At 70.9% G+C, this 26183-nt stretch carries 30 protein-coding genes; 17 read left to right on the forward strand and 13 right to left on the reverse strand.

Annotated features, from left to right (window positions below):
* Positions 1-61: 61 nt before the first annotated feature.
* The 3 genes from AC07AB_RS16230 to AC07AB_RS16240 all read right to left on the reverse strand — a co-directional run bounded on the left by AC07AB_RS16230 (position 62) and on the right by AC07AB_RS16240 (position 3063).
* On the reverse strand, positions 62-883 hold the full coding sequence (locus AC07AB_RS16230) for a thioredoxin domain-containing protein (RefSeq protein WP_478566415.1): 822 nt from the start codon (positions 881-883) through the stop codon (positions 62-64).
* An 88-nt stretch (positions 884-971) separates the two neighbouring features.
* Positions 972-1610, reverse strand: coding sequence for a hypothetical protein (locus AC07AB_RS16235; protein ID WP_478566418.1), 639 nt, complete (start codon positions 1608-1610; stop codon positions 972-974).
* Positions 1611-1698: 88 nt separating this feature from the next.
* Positions 1699-3063, reverse strand: coding sequence for a DUF2252 domain-containing protein (locus AC07AB_RS16240; protein ID WP_478566421.1), 1365 nt, complete (start codon positions 3061-3063; stop codon positions 1699-1701).
* Positions 3064-3223: 160 nt separating this feature from the next.
* Between AC07AB_RS16240 and dnaE the strand changes: the two genes are divergently transcribed.
* On the forward strand, positions 3224-6766 hold the full coding sequence (dnaE, locus tag AC07AB_RS16245) for a DNA polymerase III subunit alpha (RefSeq protein WP_478566424.1): 3543 nt from the start codon (positions 3224-3226) through the stop codon (positions 6764-6766).
* Positions 6767-6915: 149 nt separating this feature from the next.
* Here dnaE and AC07AB_RS16250 read toward each other — a convergent pair whose 3' ends face one another.
* On the reverse strand, positions 6916-7092 hold the full coding sequence (locus AC07AB_RS16250) for a hypothetical protein (protein ID WP_478566427.1): 177 nt from the start codon (positions 7090-7092) through the stop codon (positions 6916-6918).
* A gap of 254 nt (positions 7093-7346) precedes the next feature.
* Between AC07AB_RS16250 and AC07AB_RS16255 the strand changes: the two genes are divergently transcribed.
* From AC07AB_RS16255 to AC07AB_RS16270, 4 genes are all read left to right on the forward strand, one after another.
* A complete protein-coding gene (locus tag AC07AB_RS16255; RefSeq protein WP_478566430.1) occupies positions 7347-8630 on the forward strand; it encodes an NYN domain-containing protein in 1284 nt (427 codons plus the stop codon).
* Positions 8631-8782: 152 nt separating this feature from the next.
* Positions 8783-9754, forward strand: coding sequence for an ABC transporter ATP-binding protein (locus tag AC07AB_RS16260; protein WP_478567109.1), 972 nt, complete (start codon positions 8783-8785; stop codon positions 9752-9754).
* Between the two features lie 133 nt (positions 9755-9887).
* Entirely contained in the window at positions 9888-10727 is an 840-nt protein-coding gene (locus tag AC07AB_RS16265) for an ABC transporter permease (RefSeq protein WP_478566433.1), read from the forward strand.
* On the forward strand, positions 10724-11416 hold the full coding sequence (locus AC07AB_RS16270; protein ID WP_478566436.1) for an ABC transporter permease: 693 nt from the start codon (positions 10724-10726) through the stop codon (positions 11414-11416). The genes AC07AB_RS16265 and AC07AB_RS16270 overlap by 4 nt, the downstream gene beginning before the upstream one ends.
* A 159-nt stretch (positions 11417-11575) precedes the next feature.
* On the opposite strand, the gene AC07AB_RS16275 is transcribed toward AC07AB_RS16270, so the two are convergent.
* From AC07AB_RS16275 to AC07AB_RS16290, 4 genes are all read right to left on the reverse strand, one after another.
* The gene (locus tag AC07AB_RS16275; protein WP_478567112.1) at positions 11576-11650 is read right to left on the reverse strand and encodes a 50S ribosomal protein bL37; all 75 of its coding nucleotides are present in this window, start codon (positions 11648-11650) and stop codon (positions 11576-11578) included.
* A gap of 142 nt (positions 11651-11792) precedes the next feature.
* Positions 11793-12290: a Cys-tRNA(Pro) deacylase gene (gene ybaK / locus AC07AB_RS16280; protein WP_478566439.1), complete on the reverse strand. Its 498-nt coding sequence runs from the start codon at positions 12288-12290 to the stop codon at positions 11793-11795.
* A gap of 43 nt (positions 12291-12333) precedes the next feature.
* Complete coding sequence (locus AC07AB_RS16285) at positions 12334-13074, reverse strand: LON peptidase substrate-binding domain-containing protein (protein ID WP_478566442.1); 741 nt, start codon at positions 13072-13074, stop codon at positions 12334-12336.
* A gap of 44 nt (positions 13075-13118) precedes the next feature.
* On the reverse strand, positions 13119-14720 hold the full coding sequence (locus tag AC07AB_RS16290) for an oxidoreductase (RefSeq protein ID WP_478566445.1): 1602 nt from the start codon (positions 14718-14720) through the stop codon (positions 13119-13121).
* Between the two features lie 156 nt (positions 14721-14876).
* Here AC07AB_RS16290 and hisD point away from each other — a divergent pair, with 156 nt between their 5' ends.
* From hisD to hisF, 8 genes are read left to right on the forward strand one after another with little or no spacing between them, the layout of a single operon-like run.
* Positions 14877-16205, forward strand: coding sequence for a histidinol dehydrogenase (gene hisD, locus AC07AB_RS16295; RefSeq protein ID WP_478566448.1), 1329 nt, complete (start codon positions 14877-14879; stop codon positions 16203-16205).
* A 27-nt stretch (positions 16206-16232) separates the two neighbouring features.
* On the forward strand, positions 16233-17363 hold the full coding sequence (locus AC07AB_RS16300; RefSeq protein ID WP_478567115.1) for a histidinol-phosphate transaminase: 1131 nt from the start codon (positions 16233-16235) through the stop codon (positions 17361-17363).
* A complete protein-coding gene (gene hisB, locus AC07AB_RS16305) occupies positions 17360-17953 on the forward strand; it encodes an imidazoleglycerol-phosphate dehydratase HisB (RefSeq protein ID WP_478566451.1) in 594 nt (197 codons plus the stop codon). Before AC07AB_RS16300 ends, hisB begins: the two co-directional genes overlap by 4 nt.
* 43 nt (positions 17954-17996) lie before the next feature.
* On the forward strand, positions 17997-18164 hold the full coding sequence (locus AC07AB_RS16310) for a hypothetical protein (protein WP_478566454.1): 168 nt from the start codon (positions 17997-17999) through the stop codon (positions 18162-18164).
* Complete coding sequence (gene hisH / locus AC07AB_RS16315; protein WP_478566458.1) at positions 18164-18808, forward strand: imidazole glycerol phosphate synthase subunit HisH; 645 nt, start codon at positions 18164-18166, stop codon at positions 18806-18808. The genes AC07AB_RS16310 and hisH overlap by 1 nt, the downstream gene beginning before the upstream one ends.
* Before the next feature lie 11 nt (positions 18809-18819).
* Positions 18820-19551 carry a bifunctional 1-(5-phosphoribosyl)-5-((5-phosphoribosylamino)methylideneamino)imidazole-4-carboxamide isomerase/phosphoribosylanthranilate isomerase PriA gene (gene priA / locus AC07AB_RS16320; protein ID WP_478566461.1) on the forward strand — a complete coding sequence of 244 codons (732 nt, stop codon included), beginning with the start codon at positions 18820-18822 and terminating at the stop codon, positions 19549-19551.
* On the forward strand, positions 19548-19949 hold the full coding sequence (locus tag AC07AB_RS16325) for a RidA family protein (protein WP_478566464.1): 402 nt from the start codon (positions 19548-19550) through the stop codon (positions 19947-19949). Before priA ends, AC07AB_RS16325 begins: the two co-directional genes overlap by 4 nt.
* A 3-nt stretch (positions 19950-19952) precedes the next feature.
* Positions 19953-20717: an imidazole glycerol phosphate synthase subunit HisF gene (gene hisF, locus AC07AB_RS16330; RefSeq protein WP_478566467.1), complete on the forward strand. Its 765-nt coding sequence runs from the start codon at positions 19953-19955 to the stop codon at positions 20715-20717.
* 109 nt (positions 20718-20826) lie between these two features.
* Here the strand turns inward: hisF and AC07AB_RS16335 are convergent, their stop codons facing one another.
* The 5 genes from AC07AB_RS16335 to AC07AB_RS16355 are packed head-to-tail and all read right to left on the reverse strand — an operon-like array spanning position 20827 to position 22542.
* On the reverse strand, positions 20827-21030 hold the full coding sequence (locus tag AC07AB_RS16335) for a DUF397 domain-containing protein (protein ID WP_478566470.1): 204 nt from the start codon (positions 21028-21030) through the stop codon (positions 20827-20829).
* A gap of 20 nt (positions 21031-21050) precedes the next feature.
* Positions 21051-21254, reverse strand: a complete 204-nt coding sequence (locus AC07AB_RS16340; RefSeq protein ID WP_478566473.1) for a DUF397 domain-containing protein — start codon at positions 21252-21254, stop codon at positions 21051-21053.
* 21 nt (positions 21255-21275) lie between these two features.
* Positions 21276-21479 carry a DUF397 domain-containing protein gene (locus AC07AB_RS16345; RefSeq protein WP_478566476.1) on the reverse strand — a complete coding sequence of 68 codons (204 nt, stop codon included), beginning with the start codon at positions 21477-21479 and terminating at the stop codon, positions 21276-21278.
* A gap of 20 nt (positions 21480-21499) precedes the next feature.
* The gene (locus AC07AB_RS16350) at positions 21500-21706 is read right to left on the reverse strand and encodes a DUF397 domain-containing protein (protein WP_478566479.1); all 207 of its coding nucleotides are present in this window, start codon (positions 21704-21706) and stop codon (positions 21500-21502) included.
* Positions 21703-22542 carry a helix-turn-helix domain-containing protein gene (locus AC07AB_RS16355; protein ID WP_478566482.1) on the reverse strand — a complete coding sequence of 280 codons (840 nt, stop codon included), beginning with the start codon at positions 22540-22542 and terminating at the stop codon, positions 21703-21705. Before AC07AB_RS16355 ends, AC07AB_RS16350 begins: the two co-directional genes overlap by 4 nt.
* Positions 22543-23408: 866 nt before the next feature.
* Between AC07AB_RS16355 and AC07AB_RS16360 the strand changes: the two genes are divergently transcribed.
* From AC07AB_RS16360 to AC07AB_RS16375, 4 genes are all read left to right on the forward strand, one after another.
* The gene (locus tag AC07AB_RS16360; RefSeq protein ID WP_478566485.1) at positions 23409-23744 is read left to right on the forward strand and encodes a DUF7848 domain-containing protein; all 336 of its coding nucleotides are present in this window, start codon (positions 23409-23411) and stop codon (positions 23742-23744) included.
* Between the two features lie 205 nt (positions 23745-23949).
* Positions 23950-24537: an ArsR/SmtB family transcription factor gene (locus tag AC07AB_RS16365; RefSeq protein ID WP_478566488.1), complete on the forward strand. Its 588-nt coding sequence runs from the start codon at positions 23950-23952 to the stop codon at positions 24535-24537.
* Between the two features lie 125 nt (positions 24538-24662).
* A complete protein-coding gene (locus AC07AB_RS16370; RefSeq protein WP_478567118.1) occupies positions 24663-25844 on the forward strand; it encodes an MFS transporter in 1182 nt (393 codons plus the stop codon).
* Positions 25845-25953: 109 nt separating this feature from the next.
* Positions 25954-26076, forward strand: coding sequence for a hypothetical protein (locus AC07AB_RS16375; RefSeq protein WP_478566491.1), 123 nt, complete (start codon positions 25954-25956; stop codon positions 26074-26076).
* Positions 26077-26183 lie beyond the last annotated feature (107 nt).

Consider the following 26183-nt stretch of genomic DNA (forward strand, 5'->3'; position numbering starts at 1 on the left):
TGCCACGGCCGCGGGTAGGCGGCGTGTCAAGATTCGGACTCGGGTCCGTATCGGCGACGGATCAGAGGTGGGCCTTCACGGCCGTGTCGAAGTCCGCCGGAGTCATCGGCACGCCCTCGCCCTTGGTCAGCTTCTTGCCGTCGAGCTTGAGGGTCGGCGTCCCGGTGACGTCCTTCGCCGCGTCGAACTTGGCGGAGACGTTCAGCGCCCACTTGTCGAAGGTGCCCTTGGTCACGTTCTTCTTGAACTCGGCGTTGCCCTTGAGGGCCGGGACCTCCTGCGCGATCTTCAGCAGGTAGTCGTCGTCGGCGAACTTGTCCGCCGTCTCCTCGGGGTGGTTGGCCTTGGAGTACAGCGCCTCGTTGTAGGCGACGAACGCCTCCGGGCTGACGTTGACGGCGGCGCCCATCGCGCTCAGCGCGTTCTTCGAACCGGTCCCGCCCATGTTCTTGTCCAGGAACGTACCGATGTGGTAGGTGAGCTTGAACGTGCCGTCCTTGACGTCCTTCTGGATCGTCTGCCCGACGTTCTGCTCGAAGACCGAGCAGATCGGGCAGCGCATGTCCTGGTAGACCTCAAGCGTGTGCTTGGCCTTCGGGTCGCCGACGGTGACCTCGGTGCCGCCCTTGCCCGCGGTGTTCGCGGGCTCGACCAGTGTCTGCTTCGCGGCCGCGTCCCAGGACGAGTTCGTGCTCTTGTCGCTGCCCCCGCCCAGCTGCGTGGCGGCCACTCCGATGCCCGCGGCGACGGCCAGCACCGCGACGATCGAGCCGCCGACGACGAGCTGCCGGCGGGTCCTGTCCTTCTTGGCCTGGCGCTCGCGCTCGGCGCGCAGCCGCTCGCGGGCGGCCTGCTTGTTCTGGTGGCTGTTGCGGTTGCTCATGAGGATGCTCTCCCTGCGTCGTGCTCTGCGTCGTGTGACGGTCGTGCGCCGGCCGGCTTGTCGCTCGGCGGCCGTTCGACCGGATTGCTCAGGCGGTCGCCGGGAGAGGCGGTCCCCGGCGGACGACCGAATGCACGAGCAGAGGGCGCGTACGGGCGGGCGGAGTGCGGCGCGCGGGGCGCCGCACAGCGGCCCGTACGGGCGTCGCCGTCGCGGTGAGCGCGGCGAGGGCGAGCAGCAGCGGGCGGAACGCGGACACGGCCGCGGCGCGCAGCAGTTGGCCGAGGGCGGCCTCGCCGCGCCGCAGCCAGGCCGCGCCCAGCAGCCCGAGGCCGAGGTGCGCGGCGAGCAGCAGCCAGAAGGCCGCCGTGGTGTCCGGCACGCTCGGCAGCGGCGAGCCGATCTCGCCCCCACCGCACAGCAGGACCAGCGGCCCTCCGGTGGGGGCTGCGCCGAGCCGGCCGTGGCAGGCGTCCTGACTTGTGGTGAAGGCGGCGTCGGCCGCCAGCTCCAGGGGGACGAGGAGGGCGGCGATGTGCCCGTAGCCGCGCTCCCGGCCCGCCAGCGCGTACGCGATCACGAAGACGGCGACCGACAGCACGACGACGGTCGTCAGCGGCAGCGGTGCGCCGGACAGCAGCACATGGGACGTCGCGGACAGCAGTACGCACAGCGCCGTGAAGAGCGCCGCGCGCAGAGCCCGCAGTCGTACCGCTGAAATGTCCATCAAAAGGAGTCTGCCATGCGCGAGGGTAGGGGCCGCTTAAAGGGGCCCCTTACCGGGTCGAGGCTCGCGGCGCGGGGTTCGCCGGGGCTCAGAGCCCGGGAATCCGGCCGTTGCGGAAGAGGTCCACGAAGATCTGGTGGTCGGCCCGCGCCCGCGCCCCGTAGGAGTGCGCGAAGCCGGTCAGCAGCTCGCCGAAGCCGTCCTCGTCGGCGGCGATCACGGCGTCGATCGCGCGCTCGGTGGAGAAGGGCACCAGGGAGTGGCCGCTCTGGTCGTCGGCGGCCGCGTGCATGGCGGCGGTGGCCCGGCCCAGGTCCGCGACGACGGCGGCGATCTCCGCCGGGTCGTCGATGTCCGACCAGTCGAGGTCCACCGCGTACGGCGACACCTCGGCGACCAGCTGCCCCCACCGGCTGCCTTCCCCTTCCAGCTCCGTCCACCCCAGCCAGGGGTCGGCGTGCGCCTGGAGGGCGCGCTGGGAGATGACCGTGCGGTGGCCCTCGTGCTGGAAGTAGTCGCGCACCGCCCGGTCGGTGATGTGCCGGGAGACGGCCGGGGTCTGCGCCTGCTTCATGTAGATGACGACATCGTTCTCCAGGGCGTCGCTGTTGCCCTCCAGGAGGATGTTGTACGAGGGCAGGCCGGCGCTGCCTATCCCGATGCCCCGGCGGCCGACGACGTCCTTGACGCGGTAGGAGTCGGGCCGGGCCAGGCTGGACTCCGGCAGCGTCTCCAGATAGCCGTCGAAGGCGGCGAGGATCCTGTAGCGGCTCGCCGCGTCCAGCTCGACGGTGCTGCCGCCTCCGGTGAAGCGGCGCTCGAAGTCGCGGATCTCGGTCATCGAGTCGAGCAGCGAGAAACGGGTCCGCGACCGCGCGTCGCGCAGCACGCCCAGCAGCGGGCCCTCGGCGGTGTCCAGGGTGAACGACGGCAGCTCGGACTTGTCGGACCCCTTGTCGCCGGTCGCCAGGTCGTGGATGCCGGCGCGGTACGCGGCGGCGTAGACGCCCACCAGCTCGCCGATCTGCCCGTCGCTCAGCGCCTTCGAGTGGCCGATCAGGGCGATGGAGGCGGCGAAGCGCTTGAGGTCCCAGGTGAAGGGGCCCACGTACGCCTCGTCGAAGTCGTTGACGTTGAAGACCAGCCGGCCGTTGGCGTCCATGTACGTGCCGAAGTTCTCGGCGTGCAGATCGCCGTGCACCCACACCCGGCTCGTACGCTCGTCGAGGTAGGCGCCCCCGTCGTCGCCGGCCGCGCCGTCCGGCCCGGCGGCCAGGTCGTTGTAGAACAGGCAGGCCGTGCCCCGGTAGAAGGCGAAGGCGGAGGCGGCCATCTTCCGGAACTTGACCCGGAAGGCCGCGGGGTCGGCCGCCAGGAGTTCGCCGAAGGCGCTCTGGAAAACGGCCAGTATCTCCTCGCCGCGCCGCGTGGCCCGGTCCTGCTCGGTCGCCATCGCTGGGTCCTCCTGGGTTGTCGCACACCGGGGACATGTGTCCCACCGCCTCCAACGCGCGAGGTCGTCCGCGAGTGCCCCGCCGTTGTCGGTGGGCCGTCGTAGACTTCGTTGCCGTCTCCTCAAGCCGTCCTCGACCGTTCGCCGGAGGTCCTCCACCGTGTCCAAGCCGCCCTTCACGCACCTGCACGTGCACACCCAGTACTCACTGCTGGACGGTGCCGCGCGGCTGAAGGACATGTTCAACGCGTGCAATGAGATGGGCATGACGCACATCGCCATGTCCGACCACGGCAACCTGCACGGGGCGTACGACTTCTTCCATTCCGCCCAGAAGGCGGGGGTCACGCCGATCATCGGGATCGAGGCGTATGTGGCGCCGGAGTCCCGGCGCAACAAGCGCAAGGTGCAGTGGGGTCAGCCGCATCAGAAGCGCGATGATGTGTCCGGTTCGGGTGGTTATACGCATAAGACGATCTGGGCGGCGAACAGCACGGGGCTGCACAATCTGTTCAAGCTCTCCTCGGACGCGTATGCGGAGGGGTGGCTGCAGAAGTGGCCGCGGATGGACAAGGAGACCATCGCGCAGTGGTCCGAGGGGCTGATCGCTTCCACCGGCTGTCCTTCCGGTGAGCTTCAGACGAGGCTGCGGCTGGGCCAGTACGAGGAGGCGCGCCGGGCGGCCGGGGAGTACCAGGAGATCTTCGGCAAGGACCGGTATTTCCTGGAGCTGATGGACCACGGCATCGAGATCGAGCGACGGGTCCGCGAGGATCTGCTCAAGATCGGCAAAGAGGTCGGCATTCCGCCGCTGGTGACCAATGACTCGCATTACACGTACGCGCACGAGTCGACGGCGCACGACGCGCTGCTGTGCATCCAGACCGGCAAGAACCTCTCCGACCCGGACCGCTTCCGCTTCGACGGCACGGGTTACTACCTGAAGACCACGGACGAGATGTACGCCATCGACTCCTCGGACGCCTGGCAGGAGGGGTGCCGCAACACCCTCCTGGTCGCCGAGCAGATCGATACGACCGGCATGTTCGAGAAGCGCGACCTCATGCCGAAGTTCGAGATCCCGGAGGGCTTCACCGAGGTCACCTGGTTCCAGGAGGAGGTCCGGGTCGGCATGGGCCGCCGCTACCCGGGCGGCGTCCCCGACGACCGCCAGAAGCAGGCGGAGTACGAGATGGACGTCATCATCCAGATGGGGTTCCCGGGGTACTTCCTCGTGGTCGCCGACTTCATCATGTGGGCCAAGAACAACGGCATCGCGGTCGGCCCGGGCCGGGGCTCCGCGGCCGGTTCGATCGTCGCGTACGCCATGGGCATCACCGACCTGGACCCGATCACGCACGGGCTGATCTTCGAGCGGTTCCTCAACCCCGAGCGTGTCTCCATGCCCGATGTCGACATCGACTTCGACGAGCGTCGGCGCGTCGAGGTGATCCGGTATGTGACCGAGAAATACGGCGCCGACAAGGTCGCCATGATCGGCACGTACGGCAAGATCAAGGCGAAGAACGCCATCAAGGACTCCGCGCGCGTGCTCGGATATCCATACGCGATGGGCGACCGGCTCACCAAGGCCATGCCCGCCGACGTCCTCGGCAAGGGCATCGACCTCTCCGGCATCACCGACCCCAAGCACCCCCGCTACAGCGAGGCGGGCGAGATCCGGGGGATGTACGAGAGCGAACCGGACGTCAAGAAGGTCATCGACACCGCCAAGGGCGTCGAGGGCCTGGTCCGGCAGATGGGCGTGCACGCGGCCGGCGTGATCATGTCCAGCGAGCCGATCGTCGACCACGCCCCGCTCTGGACGCGGCACACCGACGGCGTGACGATCACGCAGTGGGACTACCCCCAGTGCGAGTCGCTCGGCCTGCTCAAGATGGACTTCCTGGGCCTGCGCAACCTCACGATCATGGACGACGCCGTCAAGATGGTGAAGGTCAACAAGGGCATCGACCTGGAGATGCTCGACCTCCCACTGGACGACCCCAAAACCTTCGAGCTGCTCTGCCGCGGTGACACGCTCGGCGTCTTCCAGTTCGACGGCGGCCCGATGCGCTCGCTGCTCCGCCAGATGCAGCCCGACAACTTCGAGGACATTTCCGCCGTCTCGGCCCTCTACCGGCCGGGCCCGATGGGCATGAACTCGCACATCAACTACGCGGAGCGGAAGAACGGCCGCCAGGAGATCACTCCGATCCACCCGGAGTTCGAGGAGCCGCTGAAGGAGACCCTCGGTCTGACCTACGGCCTTATCGTCTACCAGGAGCAGGTGCAGAAGGCCGCGCAGATCATCGCCGGCTACTCACTCGGCGAGGCCGACATCCTGCGCCGCGTGATGGGCAAGAAGAAGCCGGAGGAGCTGGAGAAGAACTTCGTCCTCTTCCAGGCGGGCGCCAAGGACAAGGGCTTCTCCGACGCCGCGATCCAGGCGCTGTGGGACGTCCTGGTCCCCTTCGCCGGCTACGCCTTCAACAAGGCCCACTCCTCCGCGTACGGCCTGGTCACCTACTGGACCGCCTACCTCAAGGCGAACTACCCCGCCGAGTACATGGCGGCGCTGCTCACCTCGGTCAAGGACGACAAGGACAAGTCGGCCGTCTACCTCAACGAGTGCCGCCGCATGGGCATCAAGGTGCTCCCGCCGAACGTCAACGAGTCGGTGCACAACTTCGCCGCCCAGGGCGACGACGTGATCCTCTTCGGCCTGGAGGCCGTCCGCAACGTCGGTACGAACGTGGTGGAGTCGATCATCCGGTCCCGCAAGGCGAAGGGGAAGTACCTCTCCTTCCCGGACTACCTGGACAAGGTCGAGGCCGCCGCCTGCAACAAGCGCACCACCGAGTCGCTGATCAAGGCGGGCGCCTTCGACACGATGGGCCACACCCGCAAGGGCCTGACCGCGCACTACGAGCCGATGATCGACAACGTGGTGCAGGTCAAGCGCAAGGAGGCCGAGGGCCAGTTCGACCTCTTCGGCGGCATGGGCGACGACGCGGCCGACGAGGGGCCGGGCTTCGGGCTCGACGTGGAGTTCTCGGACATCGAGTGGGAGAAGACCTATCTGCTCGCGCAGGAGCGCGAGATGCTCGGTCTGTACGTCTCCGACCATCCCCTCTTCGGCCTGGAGCACGTCCTGTCGGACAAGGCCGACGCGGGCATCGGCCAGCTCACCGGCGGCGACTACTCCGACGGCTCGATCGTCACCATCGGCGGCATCATCTCCGGTCTCCAGCGGAAGATGACCAAGCAGGGCAACGCCTGGGCGATCGCCACCGTCGAGGACCTCGCCGGATCCATCGAGTGCATGTTCTTTCCCGCGACGTACCAGCTCGTCTCCACCCAGCTCGTCGAGGACACCGTCGTCTTCGTCAAGGGCCGCCTCGACAAGCGCGAGGACGTACCCCGCCTCGTCGCCATGGAGATGATGGTCCCCGACCTCTCGAACGCCGGGACCAACGCACCCGTGCTGATCACCATCCCCACGGTGAAGGTCACCCCGCCGCTGGTGGAGAAGCTCGGCCAGGTGCTCAGCCACCACCGCGGCTCCACCGAGGTGCGGATCAAGCTCCTGGGCGCGCGCAAGAACACCGTCCTGCGCCTCGACCGGCACCGGGTCAACCCGGACCCCGCGCTCTTCGGCGACCTCAAGGTACTGCTGGGCCCCGCCTGCCTGGCCGGGTGACCAGCGGGACGGACAACAAGGGCCGGTGCCGTCTCCCGGGCCGGATCAGCGCGCGCGCCGGGCGCCGCGCGCCCGGCCGGGGATATGACACAGGCTCCGAGGGGCGCACCCGGCACCGGGTGCGCCCCTCACACACTCAGTACGTCCGGTCAGTTGTGGCCGAACCGCCGCTCGCGCCCCTTGTGAGCCATGTTCGACGGGCTCGCCTGGGTCTGCATCTGCTCGGACTGAGCCTCCATGGAGGTGTTCTTCGACTCCTCCGTGCCGCGCTCCGCCGCACTCCGCGCCTGATGCTTGTTGCGGTCCCGGTTCTTGTGCTTGCTCATCGCCATGCCTCCAGTCGGGGTCGCCCCCCGAAAACACGGTGGCACGGCCCGAACGGCGCCGCATTTCGGGCAATTACCGTGAGTGAACCGGTTAATTGCCCAGCACACGTGATTTCCGCCACGCCGATGATCGAGTTCCCGCTGATAACCCCGGCACGGTCGGGCAGACTCGAAGGAAAGCCGAAGGAAAAGTCCGGGGCACAGCTGTACCGGGGGGCGACCGAACGTCTGGACTCCAGGAAAGAGGGTGGAACGTGGACCGCTGCGTCGTCCTGGTGGACGCCGGCTATCTGCTGGGCGCCGCCGCGAGCCTGCTGGCCGGGGAGCCGGCGCGATCACGCATCACCGTCGACCACGCGACCCTCATCCAGGGGCTGCGGGAGCGTGCGGAGGCCGAGACCGAACAACCCCTCCTGCGCATCTACTGGTTCGACGGCGCTCCCGACCGGGTGCCGCAGCCCGAGCACCGGCGGCTGCGCGTCATGCCCCGCGTCACCGTGCGGCTGGGAGCCCTGACCCGGAGCGACGGGCGCTGGGCGCAGAAGGGGGTGGACGCCGCGATGCACGCCGAGCTCACCGAGCTCGCCCGCAACCGCGCCTGTTCCGACATCGTCCTCGTCACCGGCGACGGCGACCTGCTGCCCGGCCTGATGTCCGCCAAGGAGCACGGCGTCGCCGTTCACCTGTGGGCCCTCCAGGCCGCCGACGGCGACTACAACCAGTCCGAGGACCTCGTCGCCGAGGCGGACGAGCGGCGCGTCCTGGACCGTACGTGGATCACCAGGGCCGTACGGACCAAGGAGCTCAGCGGGGCCTGCGCGCCCCCGCCCGTGCCGCGCCCGGAGATCGCCGCCATCCTCTCCGCGCCGCTGCCCGAGACGGCCGCCGCTGCCGCAGCCGTCTCCGGCAACGGCACGGTCGAGCGGACGCCCCAGCGCAACGGCGCGGGCCCCCCGGCCGGCTCCCCCGACGACGATCCGCGGTCCCGGCCGGACCCCGCCGCGGTGGCCGAGTCGGTGGGCGGCAAGGGCGTGCCCACCCCCAAGGACCTCGCCGGCCTCGGCCCGGGGCGCGGCTCCGGCTCACCGCCGGTCCAGCACCCGGTGCCCAGCGCCACCCTGCGCTGGTCCTCCGACAAGGGCTGGGTGGAGCGGGGTTCCGGCCCCGGCGGCGGCGAGCCCTCCGAGACCGCCGCGCTGCCGACGCTCGCCCAGCTCACCAGCGCCGAGCAGCGCTGGGCCGACCGGGAAGAGGACATCACCACCGTCGGGGGCGACCCCTTCGAGGTCGGCCAGGTCTTCGCGCGGCGCTGGACGGAGCGCCTCTCCAACGCCGCCCACCTGCAGCTGGTCTCCACCGAATACCCCCGGATCCCGCACCGCATCGACGGGGAACTGCTGCGCTACGCCGCCCGTTTCGGCCTGCTCGCGCACAAGGACGACCAGATCGACGAGCACGACCGCTACGCGATCCGCGCCGGTTTCTGGCGCGAGCTCGACTCCCGCACGACCGCCGAACACTCCCCGGCCGGGGAGTGAGCCGGCCGGCCGCCCCGGCCGCGCGGACGGGAGCGGCGCGCGGGCGGCCCCGCGGACGGGACGGGGTGGCCGGGCGCGTACCCTCGTAGCTCGTGAGGACGGGCGCGAGAGTGGCGGAGCGGAGCTCCGGCGGCGAGGTGACGGGCGACGCGGTGTGCACCGTGCGCGGCCTGGTCAAGACCTATCCCGCCGGACGCGGCCGCCGCGGCGCGGTGGGCGCCCCCGCGGTGCGGGCCAGTGACGGCGTCGACCTCGATGTGCGGCGCGGTGAGATCTTCGGACTGCTCGGCCCCAACGGTGCCGGCAAGTCCACCCTCGTACGGCAGCTCACCGGCCTGCTGCGGCCCGACGGCGGCAGCGTCGAACTGCTCGGCCACGATCTGGTCCGCCACCCCGAGCGCGCCGCCCGCCTGATCGGCTACCTCGGGCAGGAGTCCAGCGCGCTGGACGAGCTGACCGTCGCCCTCGCCGCCGAGACGACCGGCCGGCTGCGCGGCCTGGACCTGCGAACGGCCCGCGCCGAGCGTGACGCGGTCCTCGACGAGCTGGGGCTCGCCGCCATCGCCGGCCGCCCGCTGAAGAAGCTCTCCGGCGGCCAGCGCCGACTCGCCTGCTTCGCCGCGGTGCTGGTGGGGGAGCGGCCCATGCTCGTCCTCGACGAGCCCACCACCGGCATGGACCCGGTCGCCCGCCGGGCCGTATGGGCCGCTGTCGACCGCCGCCGCGCCGAGCACGGCGCGACCGTGCTGCTCGTCACCCACAACGTCATCGAGGCCGAGACCGTGCTCGACCGGGTCGCCGTGCTGGAGCGCGGCCGGATCATCGCCTGTGACACCCCGGCCGGGCTCAAGGCGCTCGTCGCCGATGAGGTACGGGTGGAGCTGGTGTGGCGCGACGCGCCGCCGCTGGACGTACCGGAGGTGGCCGCGCTGCGGGACGGCGCGACCGAGGCGGGCCGCCGCTGGACGTTGCGGCTCGGCCCGGCCGAGGCCCGCGCCGCCGTAGCCGCCGTGACCGGCGGCCCCGCCTTCGCGGCCCTCGACGACTTCACGCTCGCCACGCCCAGCCTGGAAGACGTGTACCTGGCCCTCGGCGGCCGGGCCGAGGGGCTGGTGAAGGGGTGAGCCGCGCGGTGACGCGAGGGGACCGGGCGACACCAGCGGAACGGGCGACGCGAGAGGGCTGCGTGACCCCAGAGGTACAGCGGAGGCCGGGCGCCGCCGCCGAGCGGTCCGTAGCGAAGGGGAGCAGCGCAACGTGAGTGCCGTGTCCGCCGAGGCGGTGACCGGAGGGGTCCGGATCGAGCCGGAGGCCGGGCCCCGTCCCCGGGGCGGCGGTGAGGCCGCTCCGCTCGCGCCGCGGGCCCGGCTGCTGCCGTCGCTCGCGGCCGTGTACCGGGCGCAGCTCTCGCGGGCGCGGGTGGCGCGCATCCCGCTGCTGTTCGTGGCCACCTTCCAGTCGGTCGGGATCATGGTCCTGATGCGCGGGGTGGTCGACGGCGGCGACGAGGCGCGCGCCGTGGTGGCCGGCTCCAGCGTGCTGGTCGTCGCGTTCGTCGCGCTCAACCTGCTCGCGCAGTACTTCGGCCAGCTGCGGGCCAGCGGCGGCCTCGACCACTACGCCACGCTGCCGGTGCCCCCGGCCGCCGTGGTGCTCGGCGCGGCCGGGGCGTACGCGTCCTTCACGGTGCCCGGCACGGCCGTCACCGCGGTCGTCGGCAGCGTGCTCTTCAAGCTGCCGATGACCCATCTGTGGGTACTCGTCGCCGTGATCCCGCTGTCCGGGGCGGCGCTCGCGGGGCTGGGCGCGGCGCTCGGGCTGCTCGCCCCGCGCCAGGAACTCGCCACTCTGTGCGGGCAGTTGGGCATGTCCGCGGCGCTGCTGCTCGGCGTGCTGCCGGCCGCGCACCTGCCGGCCGTCCTCGGTTTCGCGCGCGATCTGCTGCCGTCCACCTACGGCGTGGAGGCGCTGGCCCGCTGCTTCGACGCGCGCCCCGACTGGCTCGCGGTCGGCGTGGATCTCGGGGTCTGCGCGGCGGTGGGCGTGGTGTCGCTGGCCGTCGCGACCTGGGCATACCGCCGGGCGGCCGTCCGATGACGCGCCACGGCGAGCGTCCTGCTGCCGACGGTACGGCGCCGACCTGGCACGATGGCGGGGTGACCGCACCGTTGACGCCGCACGAGCAGCCGCCCGACCAGTCCCCGGCCGGGGGAGCGCACAGTACTCCGCCGCAGGAGCGGCCGGACCCGGGGATGGCCGGTGAGCTGCGGCAGGCGGTGGTCGTCGCGGTGGCCGTGGCGGTGGCCGGGGTGCTGCTGGGGCTGCTGTGGCTCTGGCTGGCGCCGCGCATGCCGCTGATCTCCGACGACCGCGCCGTCTACCTCAAGGACCCCGAGGGCGAGGCGGTGATCGGCATGGACGGCACCTTCGTCCTGCTGGCGCTCGGCTTCGGCGTGCTCAGCTCGGCCGTCGTCTTCTGGTTCCGCCGCCGCGGCGGCATCGCCCTGGTCGTCGGGCTCGCGGTCGGCGGGCTGCTCGCCTCCGTGGTCGCCTGGCGGGTGGGCGTCTGGCTCGGCCCCGGGACGGACATCGTCGCCTCGGCCCGGGCGGCCGGCAAGGGCGTGGCCTTCGACGCGCCCCTCAAGCTCAGTGCGATGGGCACGCTGCTGGCCTGGCCGTTCGCGGCGATGGCCGTGCATCTGGCGCTGACCGCGCTGTTCGGCCCCCGCGACCCCGAGCCCGAACCGCAGTGGCCCGCACCCGCGCCGCTCCAGGACGGCAGCTGACGCGCGCGACGCCCGGAAGCACCCGCCGACCCGCACGACGCCTCGCGACGACCGCTGACCCGCGACGCTCCACAGACGTCGGCCCGCGACGTCCAGGACGGCCCCTCACGCGCGTCCACCAGGCCGGCCCGAGCACCGGACCGGCCCGGAGACGGTGCCCTACGCGGGGCGCTTCCCGTGGTTGGACTTGTTCTTCTTGATCCGCCAACGGCGCTTGCGGGTGCGCTTGGACATGAGCGGCCCTCCCTGAGCGGGCGCCCGTGCGGCGGCCCGCCCCTCGGTCCTAGCCGAACGGACCGCACCGGTCCAGAGGAACCGTCGGTTCAGCTCTCAGGCGCGTGCGAGGGGGGCGGACCGGGGCCGCGGCGTCCAGCCCTCAGGGGCGCGCGATGGGCGCGACGACCGCGCCCGTGAGCGCGGCCAGATCGGCCGGCGCCAGCTCGACCTCCAGGCCCCGCCGCCCCGCCGAGACGCAGATCGTGGGATATCCGTTCGCGGAGGCGTCCAGCGCCGTCGGCAGCTTCTTCCGCTGCCCCAGTGGCGAGATGCCGCCGCGCACATAACCGGTGGTCCGCTCGGCCGCCGCCGGATCGGCCATCGCCGCGCGCTTGCCGCCCACCGCCGCGGCCAGCGCCTTGAGGTCCAGCGAGCCGGAGACCGGCACCACGGCGACCGTCAGCGCCCCGTCCACCTCGGCCACGAGGGTCTTGAAGACCTGGCCCGGATCGACGCCGAGCGCCTGCGCGGCCTCCTCGCCGTAGGACGCGGCGGCGGGGTCGTGCTCGTACGCGTGCAGGGTGAAGGCGGTGCCGGCCGCGGTGAGGGCGACGGTGGCGGGCGTGCCGCCGGACTGCTGCTTCTTGGACTTCTTCACCGGGGCCCTCCGCGGTAGGGGACGCTGCGGCGCCGCGGCGCCATCAGTTGGGGCTGGTCGGCCGCCGTGTCAGGTCCACAGCGGGCACCGACGGGAGCTTACCGATGACCGCCGCCTCCGCGCGCAGCAGCTTCAGCTCCTCCGCGAGCCGGGACGCGGTGTCCGGAGCCTGGAGCAGCCGCTGCTTGGTCGGGGTGTCCAGCACCGCCGCGGCCGCGACCAGATACGACAGTACCGACGGCTCGTCCGGCAGGTCCGTCTCGCCCGACAGCGACCGCTCACGCGCTCCGGCCAGCCGCTTCTGATACGTACGGAAGGCCCGTACGACACCGGAGGCGAGCGCTCCGGCCCCGTCGCCCTGCTCCTCCTCGACCTCCTCGACCTCACCCGTCAGATACGCGCCGCTCGCGTCGACCGACAGCAGCCGGAACCGGGTGGTGCCGGTGGCCAGGACCTCGTACGAGCCGTCCTCGCGCTCCCGGATGGTGGCGGCGTCCGCCGCGCAGCCCACCGCGTAGAAGGCGTTCATCGGGTCGGCCCCGAACCCCGCGCCCGGGCCGCGCTCCAGCCGGCCCGTCTCGTCCGGCAGGCCCGGCGCGCTGAACGCGACCTCGCGGCCGTCGCGGATGGCGACGACCCCGAACCGGCGCGGTTCCTCCTCCGGGAGCTCGGACAGGTCGCGCATCAGCGCGCGGTACCGCTGCTCGAAGACGTTCAGGGGCATCACGAGGCCCGGGAACAGCACCGAGTTCAACGGGAAGAGCGGAAGGCGCGCGGTGGTCACAGCCCGCAAGCCTAATAGCCGCCGGAGGGGTACCGTCCGCCGTTTCACTGGCGGCGCAGCAAGCGGGTCGCTCCCGCGGCCACCGTGGTGGCCAGTATCCAGCCGAGCAGGATCAGTGCGGTGGCCGCCCACTGGGCGACGCCCAGCGGCTTCCAGTAGGTGTCCTGACCCAGATCGATGACCGGCAGCAGCAGGTCCAGGGCGTACAGCGCCGGGTTCCAGTGCGGGGCCTGGCCGCGCACCAGAGCGCTCGGCGGGTACAGCGAGAAATACAGCGCGCCGATGGCCCACAGCACCGCCATCCACACCAGGGCGCGGCCGGGCTTGTAGCCGTAGGCCACCGTCCAGTCCTGGAGATAGCCCCATGCCTTCCCGGCGAGTGGCAGCGTCTCCCGTCGGCGGCGCTGCTTGGCGAGCAGCGCCTCACGCGCGTCCGCGTCCTCGCCGCTGCTCCGCAGCGCCCCGGCCAGCTGCTCATACGGCTCCGGCGCGTACTCCGGAGTCGCGGCCGCCACCCACTCCAGCCGCAGCGACAGCGGGAAGTGGCCGTGCGGAATCAGGGTCTCGTAGGCGAATCCGGCCATCACCAGGCTGCCCGGACCCGGCCAGCTCGACGCCCGGTCGATCAGATTGCCGACCTTGGCGCCGGACAGGACGACCCGCCCGCGCTGCTGCGCCTCGCCGAGGAAGCGCAGCTCGGGCGTCTGGATGCGGCGCAGCGACAGCTCCTGCTCGGTCTCCATGACGAACCGCGCCTGGCTGAAATCGATCGCGTCCCCGAACCGCCCGTCGTCGAGCCGCACCCCGCCCTGGCACTCGAACGGCTGCATGCGCGTGCCGCGCTCGGGGGTGACGGGGACGCCGTACGGCGGGGTGGTGCCGCTGCTGAAGGGCGACGCGCCGGTGAGCCCGGCCGCCGTCATGTACAGGGTCCGCTCGACGGTCAGCTGGGGGGCGTTGAGCGCCCGCCGACCGAACGGGTTGTTGAGCCGGGAGCCGCGGAAGCTGAGCGAGACGCCGATCTTCGCGCCGCGCAGGCTCAGCTCGCCGTACGACTCCATCATCTCGGCCTGGAGGTCCTGCGCGACGGTCAGCCCGTCCGCGGCGATGGACCGGTCGTGCCGGTCCTTGTGCACGATGAGCTGGTTGAGCAGCAGGTCCGTGCCGATGTGCGCGTCGGTGAGGCGGATGCCGTTCTCGACGGTGCAGCGCGGCAGATGCAGATCGCCCTCCGTGGTCAGCCGCGCCGCCTCCAGCCGGGGTATCGAGCAGCCGATCAGGCGCAGCGTGGTGAACCGCGACTCGGGCAGCAGGACCTGTTCCTCGAACCGGCAGTTCTGCATCTCGACATACGGGACGACCGTCCCGCCGGAAATGTTCAGCACCCCGCTGATCTGCGCGCCCGCCAGCTTCAGCGAGGAGACCCGGCCGGGCTGCGCGGGCGGCCCGTTGAGCATCAGCAGCGCGACGACCCGCGCCCGCACCGTGCGCTCCGGGCCCCAGGTGTGCGGGCCCGTCGGGTCGTTCTGCTCGGGGTGGGGGGAGCGCAGATCCTGTGTGCTGCCATTGCGGAACGCCTGCCACATCCCCCATTCGGCCGTGGTCAGCTCAAGTCCGGCGGGCGGCTCGCTGGGCGGCTCGGACATGGCCACACCCCCTCTGGTTCGCCGTACGCCTGTACGGCACCCCATGCCCGCTGAGTGACTGCTTGAACGCATGTGGTCAGAGAGAACCTGGGCCGTCCATATCAGTGAGTGATACAGGCCGCCGGCCGCCGGAGGCGGTCTGAGACAATTGACCGTGTGATCTCCCGAATCGATCTGCGCGGTGCCACCGCGGCCGAGGGTTCTCCCGCGGCCGGCATCGACCGCGACCTGCTGCCCCGAGCCGAACTCGACGTCGAGGCCGCCCTGGAGAAGGTGCGGCCCATCTGCGACGACGTGCATCATCGGGGCACCGCGGCGCTGATCGACTACGCGGAGCGCTTCGACGGCGTACGGATCGACCGGGTCCGGGTGCCCGTCGAGGCCATCGAGAGCGCCCTCGACAACCTCGACGCGGACGTACGGGCCGCCCTGGAAGAATCGATCAGGCGCGCCCGCCTCGTCCACCGCGAGCAGCGCCGCACCGACGCGACCGTCAAGGTCGTGCCCGGCGGCACCGTCACCGAGCGCTGGGTCCCCGTCGAGCGCGTCGGCCTGTACGTACCGGGCGGCAACGCCGTCTACCCCTCCTCCGTCATCATGAACGTCGTGCCCGCCCAGGAGGCGGGCGTCGCCTCGCTCGCCGTCTCCTCCCCGCCGCAGAAGGACTTCGGCGGCCTGCCGCACCCGACGATCCTCGCCGCGTGCGCCCTGCTCGGCGTCGACGAGGTGTACGCCGCGGGCGGCGCCCAGGCCATCGCGATGTTCGCGTACGGCACCGAGGAGTGCCGCCCCGCGCAGCTCGTCACCGGCCCCGGCAACATCTGGGTCGCCGCCGCCAAGCGCCTGCTCAAGGGCCGTATCGGCATCGACGCCGAGGCCGGTCCGACAGAGATCGCCGTCCTCGCCGACGACACCGCCGACGCCGCGCACGTCGCCGCCGACCTGATCAGCCAGGCCGAGCACGACACGCTGGCCGCCGCCGTCCTCGTCACGCCCTCCGAGGCGCTCGCCGAGGCCGTCGAGGCCGCGCTGACCACCCAGGTCGCGGCGGCCAAGCACCGCGAGCGCATCACCGAGGCGCTCGCCGGCCGGCAGTCCGGCATCGTCCTCGTCGACTCCCTCGACCACGGCCTCGCCGTCGTCGACGCCTACGCCGCCGAGCACCTGGAGATCCAGACCGAGAACGCGGCCGAGGTCGCCGCCCGGGTCCGCAACGCGGGCGCCGTCTTCGTCGGCCCGTACGCACCGGTCTCCCTCGGCGACTACTGCGCCGGCTCCAACCACGTCCTGCCCACCGGCGGCTGCGCCTGCCACTCCTCCGGTCTGTCCGTCCAGTCCTTCCTGCGCGGCATCCATGTCGTGGACTACACCCGCGACGCGCTCGCCGAGGTCACCCGCCATGTGGTGACGCTCGCCGAAGCCGAGGACCTGCCCGCACACGGAGCCGCGCTCAAGGCGCGGTTCGACTGGAAGGTGCCCGAGTAAGTGACCGGCAACCCCTCTCCGTCCCGTATGGACGCTCTCCCCATCAGGGACGAGCTGCGCGGCAAGTCCCCGTACGGGGCGCCGCAGCTCGACGTGCCCGTACGGCTGAACACCAACGAGAGCCCGTACCCGCTGCCCGAGCCGCTCGTCCAGCGGATCGCCGAGCGCGTCACCGAGGCCGCCCGCTCCCTCAACCGCTACCCCGACCGGGACGCGGTCGAGCTGCGCCGCGAACTCGCCGCGTACCTCACGCGCACCGCGGGACACCGCGTCGCCACCGAGAACGTCTGGGCGGCCAACGGCTCCAACGAGATCATTCAGCAGCTGCTCCAGACCTTCGCCGGGCCGGGCCGCACGGCGATCGGCTTCGAGCCCTCGTACTCGATGCACGCGCTCATCTCGCGCGGCACCGGAACCGGCTGGATCTCCGGCCCCCGCAACGACGACTTCACCATCGATGTCGACGCCGCCGTACGGACCATCGGCGAGCAGCGCCCCGAGGCGGTCTTCATCTGCTCGCCCAACAACCCCACCGGCACCGCCGTCGAGGCGGAGACCGTGCTGCGGCTGTACGACGCCGCCCAGGCGGCCCACGGCGGGCGCGGCGCGCTCGTCGTCGTCGACGAGGCGTACGGCGAGTTCAGCCACCGCCCCTCGCTGCTCCCGCTCATCGAGGGCCGCCCCAACCTCGTCGTCTCCCGCACCATGTCCAAGGCGTTCGGCGCGGCCGGGCTGCGCCTGGGCTACCTCGCCGCCGACCCCGCCGTCGTCGACGCCGTCCAGCTGGTCCGCCTGCCGTACCACCTGTCCTCCGTCACCCAGGCCACCGCGCTCGCCGCGCTGGAGCACACCGATACGCTGCTCGCCTACGTCGAGCAGCTCAAGACCGAACGCGACCGCCTGGTCACCGAGTTGCGCGCCATCGGCTGCCAGGTCACCGACTCGGACGCCAACTTCGTGCAATTCGGCCGATTCGACGGCGAGGGCGGCGCGCACGCCGCCTGGCAGGCCATCCTCGACGGGGGCGTCCTGGTCCGCGACAACGGCGTACCGGGCTGGCTGCGGGTCACCGCGGGCACCCCGGCCGAGAACGACGCGTTCCTGGACGCGGTGCGCGCGCTTTTCAAGGACCGCAGCATGAAGGAGACCAAGCGATGAGCCGCGTTGGGCGCGTCGAACGCACCACCAAGGAGACCTCGGTCCTCGTCGAGATCGACCTCGACGGCACGGGCGAGGTGGAAGTCTCGACCGGAGTCGGCTTCTACGACCACATGCTCGACCAGCTCGGCCGCCACGGCCTCTTCGACCTCAAGGTCAAGACCGAAGGCGACCTGCACATCGACACCCACCACACCATCGAGGACACCGCCCTCGCGCTCGGCGCCGCCTTCCGGCAGGCGCTCGGCGACAAGGTGGGGATCTACCGCTTCGGCAACTGCACGGTGCCGCTGGACGAGTCCCTCGCCCAGGTCACCGTCGACCTCTCCGGCCGCCCGTACCTGGTGCACACGGAGCCCGAGAACATCGCGCCGATGATCGGCGCGTACGACACGACGATGACCCGGCACATCCTGGAGTCCTTCGTCGCGCAGGCCCAGGTAGCGCTGCACGTCCACGTGCCGTACGGGCGCAACGCGCACCACATCGTGGAGTGCCAGTTCAAGGCGCTGGCCCGGGCCCTGCGCTACGCCGCGGAGCGCGACCCGCGCGCCGCGGGGATCCTCCCCTCCACGAAGGGCGCCCTGTGAGCGACGCGCGCGTGGGCGGAGAAGCGAACAGAAAGACGAGACTGTGACCGGCCTTTCCACCATTCTGATCGTCGTGGGCCTCTTCCTGGCCGGCGGCGTCTACTCCTTCTGGAAGCAGAAGATGCCGATGGGCCTCATCGTGCTCGTCTCGATCGGCGCCGTGATGTGCCTGGTCGCCGGCGTGATGCGGCTGCAAGGGGTCTGGGACTGATGGGCGCCCCGGCAAAGAAGGTCGTGGTCTTCGACTACGGATTCGGCAACGTACGCTCCGCCGAGCGGGCGCTCGCGCACGTCGGCGCGGACGTCGAGATCACCCGCGACTACGACCGGGCGATGAACGCCGACGGGCTGCTGGTGCCCGGCGTCGGGGCCTTCGCCGCCTGCATGGCGGGGCTCCGCGAGGCCCGTGGCGACTGGATCGTCGGCCGCCGGCTGGCCGGCGGCCGCCCGGTCATGGGCATCTGCGTCGGTATGCAGATCCTCTTTCAGCGCGGCATCGAGCACGGCGTCGAGACCGAGGGCCTCGACGAGTGGCCCGGCGTCGTCGAACCCCTCAAGGCGCCCGTCGTGCCCCACATGGGCTGGAACACCGTCGAACCGGCCGACGGCTCGCGGCTGTTCGCGGGCCTCGACGCCGACGCGTACTACTACTTCGTGCACTCCTACGCGGTGCGCGAGTGGGGCTTCGAGATCTCCAACGACTACATCAACCCGCCGAAGGTCACCTGGGCGACGCACGGCGAGCCGTTCGTCGCCGCGGTCGAGAACGGCCCGCTGTGGGCCACCCAGTTCCACCCCGAGAAGTCCGGCGACGCCGGAGCCCAGCTCCTGACCAATTGGCTCAAGACCCTCTAGGACCCGCCTCCATGAGCTCCAACCGCCTCGAACTCCTCCCCGCCGTCGACGTCCGCGACGGCCAGGCCGTCCGCCTCGTGCACGGCGAGTCCGGCTCCGAGACGTCCTACGGCGACCCGCTGTCCGCGGCCCTCGCCTGGCAGCGGGCGGGCGCCGAGTGGCTGCACCTGGTGGACCTCGACGCCGCCTTCGGCACCGGCGACAACCGGGCGCGGATCGCCGAGGTCGCCCAGGCCATGGACATCAAGGTCGAGCTCTCCGGCGGCATCCGCGACGACGCCTCGCTCGCCGCGGCCCTCACCACCGGCTGCACCCGCGTCAACCTCGGCACCGCCGCCCTGGAGTCCCCGGAGTGGGTCGCCCGGATCATCGCCGACCACGGCGACCGCATCGCGGTCGGCCTCGACGTGCGCGGCACCACCCTGCGCGGGCGCGGCTGGACCCGCGACGGCGGCGACCTGTACGAGACCCTCGCGCGCCTCGACTCCGAGGGCTGCGCCCGCTACGTCGTCACCGACATCGCCAAGGACGGCACGCTCCAGGGCCCCAACCTGGAACTCCTGAGGAACGTGTGCGCCGCGACCGACCAGCCCGTCGTCGCCTCCGGCGGCGTCTCCTCCCTCGACGACCTGCGCGCGCTCGCCACGCTGGTACCGGATGGCGTCGAAGGTGCCATTGTGGGCAAGGCTCTTTACGCCAAGGCGTTCACCTTGGAAGAAGCGTTGGAGGCTGTGTCTGTATGACCGCACCCGAGCCCGTACAGCGTGTGACCTCCAGCTCGCCTTATGAGGAAGCCTTCGGTTACTCGCGGGCCGTACGGCTCGGCAACGGGCTGGTGCTGGTCTCCGGCTGCACCTCGGTCGTGGACGGTGCCATCGCGCACGAAGGCGACCCCTACGAGCAGGCCCGCACCTCCTTCGGGGTGGCCTTCGAGGCGCTGGAGAAGTTCGGCCTCGGCCCCGCGGACGTCGTCCGCACCCGGGTATACCTCACGCACGCCCGGGACGTGGACGCGGTGGGCCGCGCCCACAAGGAACTGTTCGACGCGGTCCGGCCGGCCGCCTCGATGATCGTCGTATCCGGCTTCGTCGACTCACGCATGGTGGTCGAGGTCGAAGTGGAAGCATTCCGAGGAGCCTGAACCATGACCCTCGCGGTCCGAGTGATCCCCTGCCTGGACGTGGACGGCGGCCGGGTGGTCAAGGGCGTCAACTTCCAGAACCTGCGCGACGCGGGCGACCCCGTGGAGATGGCCAAGATCTACGGGGAGGAGGGCGCCGACGAGCTGACGTTCCTCGACATCACCGCCTCCTCCGGCAACCGGGAGACCACCTACGACGTGGTCCGCCGCACCGCCGAACAGGTCTTCATCCCCCTGACGGTCGGCGGCGGCGTCCGCACCGCCGACGACGTCGACAAGCTGCTGCGCGCCGGGGCCGACAAGGTCGGCGTGGCCACCGCCGCCATCGAACGGCCGGAGCTGATCCGCGAGATCGCGGAGCGGTTCGGCAGCCAGGTCCTGGTCCTCTCCGTCGACGCCCGCCGCACCGACGCGGGCACCGCGTCCGGCTTCGAGGTCACCACCCACGGCGGGCGCCGCGGTACGGGCCTCGACGCCGTCGAATGGGCGCACCGCGCCGCCGAGTTGGGGGCGGGGGAGATCCTGCTCAACGCCATGGACGCGGACGGCACCAAGGACGGCTACAACACCGAGATGATCGCGGCCGTACGCCGCCACGTCACGGTCCCCGTCATCGCCAGCGGCGGCGCGGGCCGCCTCGAACACTTCGCCCCGGCTGTCGAGGCGGGCGCGGACGCGGTACTGGCCGCCTCCGTCTTCCACTTCGGCGACCTGCGCATCGGCGAGGTCAAGGACGCGCTGCGGGCGGCTGGGCAGCCGGTTCGCTGACGGCTGTCTGCCGACGGCTGAGGGGATGAGGAGAGCCCCGTATTCGTTTCCCCGGGGTGGGGCGGCGGGTACGGGGCTCTTCCGGATTGTCGTCCGTGGGGCGTGTTGCTCAGGCGTCGCGGCCGATGGTGAAGGCGATGAACGCGCGCCACGCGTTCGGCGGGACCGTGAGGGCGGGGCCGTGCGGGTTTTTGCTGTCGCGGATGGAGACGATGCCGTGTGTGTCGGTGAGGTTGGTAGCGATTTCTAGGCAGTTGCCGCCGTTGTCGCTGTACGAGGATTTGAACCAACGGGGGGATCTGGTGGGTGCCACAGAGTGCCCTTTCGTGTTGGTCAGGCGTCGTGTTCGGTGGTGAAGGCGAGGAAGGCGCGCCACGCGTCCGGTGAGACCGTGAGGGCGGGGCTGTGTGGGTTTTTGCTGTCGCGGATGGGGATGGCGTGGTGTGTGTCGGTGAGGTTGGTGGCGATCTCTAGGCAGTTACCGCCGTTGCTGCTGTAGGAGGACTTGAACCACTGGGGGGATTCGGTGGGTGTCACGGGGGTGCCCTTTCGTGTGGCTCAGGCGTCGCGGCTGACGGTGAAGGCGACGAAGGCGCGCCACGCGTTCGGCGGGACCGTGAGGGCGGGGCCGTAGGGGTTTTTGCTGTCGCGGATGGGGACGATGCCGTGTGTGTCGGCGAGGTTGGTGGCGATCTCTATGCAGTCGCCGCCGTTGCTGCTGTAGGAGGATTTGTACCAGCGGGGGGATTCGGTGGGTGTCACGGGGCGCCCTTTCGTGTTGCTCAGGCGTCGCGGCCGACGGTGAAGGCGACGAACTCGCCCCATGCGTCCGGCGAGACGGTGAGCACGGGGCCGTGGGGGTTTTTGCTGTCGCGGATGGGGACGACGCGGTGTGTGTCGGTGAGGTTGGTGGCGATCTCTATGCAGTTACCGCCGTTGTTGCTGTAGGAGGATTTGTACCAGTGGGGAGTGGCGGATTCATCGGTCATGGGGTGCCCTTTCGTACCTGTTCAATAACGGCCACGGAAGCGGCCTGGGAGAGTGATTCGGCCTGTAGCTGATGGTAGGCCGTCAGCATGGGCAGCACGGATGCGGTCTCGCGGTCCAAGTGTCCTTGAGCTTGCGACTCGGCATAGGCGACGACCGACCGGTCAGACATCGTCAGCAAGTTAACTGGCAGGTCGAACGGCCTGCGCTCGCCTATGTCGAACGGTGCCACTTGCAGCATCGTGGTGGGAAGGCTCGCGAACTCAGCCAACCATTCGAGCTGGGCGTTCATGACTTCGCGACCGCCGATGGGCCGTCGGATGCAGCTTTCGTCCATCACCACGAACATCATGGGTGGCCGTTGCCGCTCTAGAGCCCCTTGTCGCTCCGCCAGGAACGAGACTCGTTCGGCTCCTTGCTCAGGAGTGATTGCTCCCCGTCGTACGGCGCTGTCTGCCAGCACCCGTGCGTAGGCCGGTGTCTGCAACAGTCCGGGGATGATCCCGATTTCGTACAGCCGGATCTCCACCGCCCGGCCCTCGTGCGCGACGTACTCCGGGAACCCCTCCAGCAACGCGCCATGCCGAATGTCGCGCCACTCGCGTTCGAACGAATCGGCGGAGTCGGTGGTACCGAACGCGATGTCAATCTGGCGCGAGAACGGGAGGGTTGGCGGTTTCCGGCCAGTTTCGACCGCTGAAATGTGCTGACTGGAGTACTCCGTCTTCCCGGCCAGATCTTCCTGGCTCCACCCGCGCTCCTCCCGCAGCCTGCGTACACGGGCTCCGTACGCTTCTCGCGGGCTGCGCTCGGGGTTCAATTCCTTGCGGTTGACCATGTCGTCACCTGTCCCTTCCTTCGCTCCCGATTAGTTGAAGAGTCCCCGAATTCGGGCCACGATGAACTCCCTTAGTAGTGGAACCACTACGGAGAGGAGCGATGGTGGCTGGAAAGAACCATCCCACAATCCGTCATGCCCGTTGGGGTGAAAACACCCCAACGGGGGTCGAAGGTAATGTTGTTGACGCAATGCTCCGCGCCGGTGGTGCGTGGGCCATAGCGCCGGCGGACTGGCCGGCCGCGAGTGAGTGCCGCACCGACCGGACCGTACTGGCGCGCGTACGGACCGAGTTGGGCCGCATGAAGTGGCTGTTCTCGTGAGGAGCCGGGCGCGGGTGGCGCTGTCCCGGTTGATGGCTGAGCGGGGCATCAATGGGACGCTCGTCGTCCCCAAGTCGGCGGCCGTGTACGGGTGGTCGAGTGAGGCTGCGGATGGGGCGGACCTTCTGCCCGGCTCCATCGCGTTTCCGCCGTGCCAATGTCCCGAGCACCGTAAAGGGCGGGGCAAGGCCGATACGGACGTCAAGCTGACCGCGCGCGACGTCAGTGACCCGAGGAACGGGGACGGACGGTGAGGCGGCCTCCCGTACGGCGTCGACTCCGCAGGGCCTGGTGCGAGGCCGCGCGTTGGTGGTCGCTGTACGGACAGTTCTCCCGCCCGGTGCGCGCCGTGTGGCCCAGTCGGCGGCGGGTGCATGACGCCGTGATGACCCGATGCGCCGAACCCGGTCACTACAGCGCGGCGTTGCGGCGAATCGCGCTGCGGATCAAGGACATCGAAACCGCCACGGGAAAGCCGGACGAGAGCCGGCTTCTCCGGCGACTTCTCGGCCCTGAGGCCGAACAGATCATGAGGAGGCACCGATGAGTCGCGGCTATCGGTACTACCGGTACGTACCGTGGAAGATCACGCCGGATCCGCTGACGCGGCCCGACTACCGTGCCGACTGCGTCACCGGCCAAGAACCCGGCAAGGGGAGTGGCTGCGGCGAGATGATCCGTTCCGGCGGCCTGGAGTGGGTCGAGGAATGGATGCGCCGCCATACCGAGGAGACGGGCCATACCGACTACTGCCGGACTGTCACCGACTACGTGACGATGGCGCCGCCGGAGGGGCGCAAGGGCCGCTCGGTCATCGGTGAGACGGGGCCGACCCGGCTCGTACTCCCGTCCCGGCCTACGAGCGGCGGCGAGCAGTGACCCTGGCCCGAGTCTCCGCGCTCGCTGTGACGACGGCTTCGTTCGTGAGCGTGCTCGCGTTCGCGCTGATCGTCGCCGTCGTCCGTCCCTGACGCTCCCGCTGCTCCGCCACCCCGCCGGTTACTGCCACGCAGGCCCGGCGGGATGTGCGGAAGAAGTGCAATTTTTATTGCGCAACTTTCCTTTCCTATCTAGCGTTACGGCCATGACCAACCCCGAGATGCAGCGGATCGCCGACCTGGACACGCTCAAGGCGTTCGCCCACCCGCTCCGCATGAAGCTCTACCGCGCGTTGACCGTGGCTCGTACCGCCACCGCCTCCCAACTGGCCGAAACGGTCGACGAAGCGGTCTCGCTCGTCAGCTACCACCTGCGCAAACTCGCCGCCCACGGGCTGATCGAGGAGGCCGAGCCGCAGAGCGCCGACGGGCGCGAGCGCTGGTGGCAGATGGCGACCGGCGGGGTGAGCGTCAGGGACCAGGACTTCCGGGACGCGCCGGAGAGCGTTGCCGCGCACGCGGCGTTCTCCCGGACGCTCTTCCGGCAGAGGAACGAGATGTACGAGCGGTATCTGGACGAGCAGTCCGCCTGGCCGCAGGCGTGGCGCTCCGCGGCCTTCAGCTCCGAGTTCCTGCCCCGGCTGACCGCCGAGGAACTGGCGCGGCTCAACGACGAGATGCACGCCCTGGCGAAGCGGTGGTCCGAGCACAGCCGCGCCGCCGAGGAAGCGGGCGATACCGAAGGACGCGAGAACGTGGCGCTGCACGTCTACGGCTTCCCCTTCCGCCAGTGACCGCGCCCGCGAGCAACCCGGCACGAGACCAGGCGGGCCCGGCCGGACCGTTAGAGGCATGGGCCCCGGCGGCCCCCGCGCCGAACCCCGCCGCCGAGCGGCCCGCGCACCGGGACCCCAACGTCCTGCGCTGGCTCGCCGCTTACATCGCTTCGCTCCTCGGTGACACCGTCTACTTCGTCGCCCTGTCCTGGGCGGCGACCCAGACCGGCGGGCCCTCACAGGTCGGGTTCGTGCTGGCGATCGGCGCCGTGCCGCGGGCCGTGCTGATGCTGGGCGGGGGAGTGGTGGCCGACCGGCTCGGGCCGCGCCGGGTGGTGATCGGCAGCGACCTTGTGCGCTGCGTCGTGATCCTCGCCGCGGCCGGACTGCTGGCGCTCGCCACCCCCGGGCTCTGGGCGCTGGCGGCGATAGCGCTGGTCTTCGGGGCGGTCGACGCCCTGTTCATGCCCGTCGTCGGCGCGCTGCCGCCGCGCATCACCACCCCCGGCCAACTGGCGCGCGTCCAAGGGATGCGCGGGATGGCCTCGCGTACGGCCCTGATCGCAGGCGCACCGCTCGGCGGCCTCGCGGTCGCGCTCGGCGGTTCGGCGGCGGCCTTCGCCGCGGCCGGGGTGTTCTTCGCCGGATCGCTTGGCCTGCTCCTGGCCGTACGCGTCGCCCCGCTCCCCGCCGACGCGGCCGGGAAGACCCCCACCACCCCCTGGCACGACCTGACCGACGGGCTGCGCTACATCAGGCGCCACCGGCTGCTCGGCCCACTGGTCGTCGCCATGGCCGTCGGCGAACTGGGCTTCAGCGGGCCGATGAACGTCGGCCTGGCCCTGCTCGTCCAGGAGCGGGGCTGGGGCGCGTCCGGCTTGGGCTGGGTCATCGCCGGTTTCGGACTGGGCGCGGGCGTAGCCGCACTGCTGCTCGCCGTGCGCGGCCGACTGGGGCGGGCCGGGCTGTTGTTCTCCTGCTGCTTGACCGCCGGAGCGGTTGCCGTCGCCGCGCTCGCGTACGTGCCGACGCTCGCGGCAGCTGTCACGGCCGGCGTGGTCGTGGGGCTGACGGCGGGGCTCAGCGGCACCCTGTCCGGCGCCCTGATGCAGACCGAGGCCGCCCCCGAACACCTGGGCCGGGTCACCTCCGTCGCCATGCTCTTCACCGTCGGCACCGCACCCCTCAGCTATCCGCTGACGGGCGCGGCGGTCGGCGCCTGGGGCCCCGCGCCGGTGTTCACGGTCTGCGCGGCGGTCATCGTGAGCGGCGCGGCGATCGGCCTGCTCACCCCCTCGCTGCGCCGGGCCGAACTGCCGCGCTGACCTGCCCCGTTGAACCTGCCCTGTTCTCGGGAAGCTGCCGTTACCCGTCATATAGCAGCACGTGATGAGCCTGGGGTGCGGTTCTGCGCTTCCCGTCCAACTGGGATTGGTGATCGCGCTGCGGGACGCGGTGCGCCGGTGGGAGATCTGGGCGGTGGGGGCGAACCGGTGGCGCGCCCCGGAGGACGACCGGCCCGCCCCCGCCGAGTACCGGCCCGCCCCCGCCGGGTAGACGACCAGCTGACAGCCATCGTGCTCACCCGGGCCTCGACCGTCGTGCGGACGGTTCGAACTCGACATGAACCGGTGCCTCGACCTGGATCTGACCGTCCGTCCGCA

It is taken from the genome of Streptomyces sp. NPDC044033 (assembly GCF_056434425.1).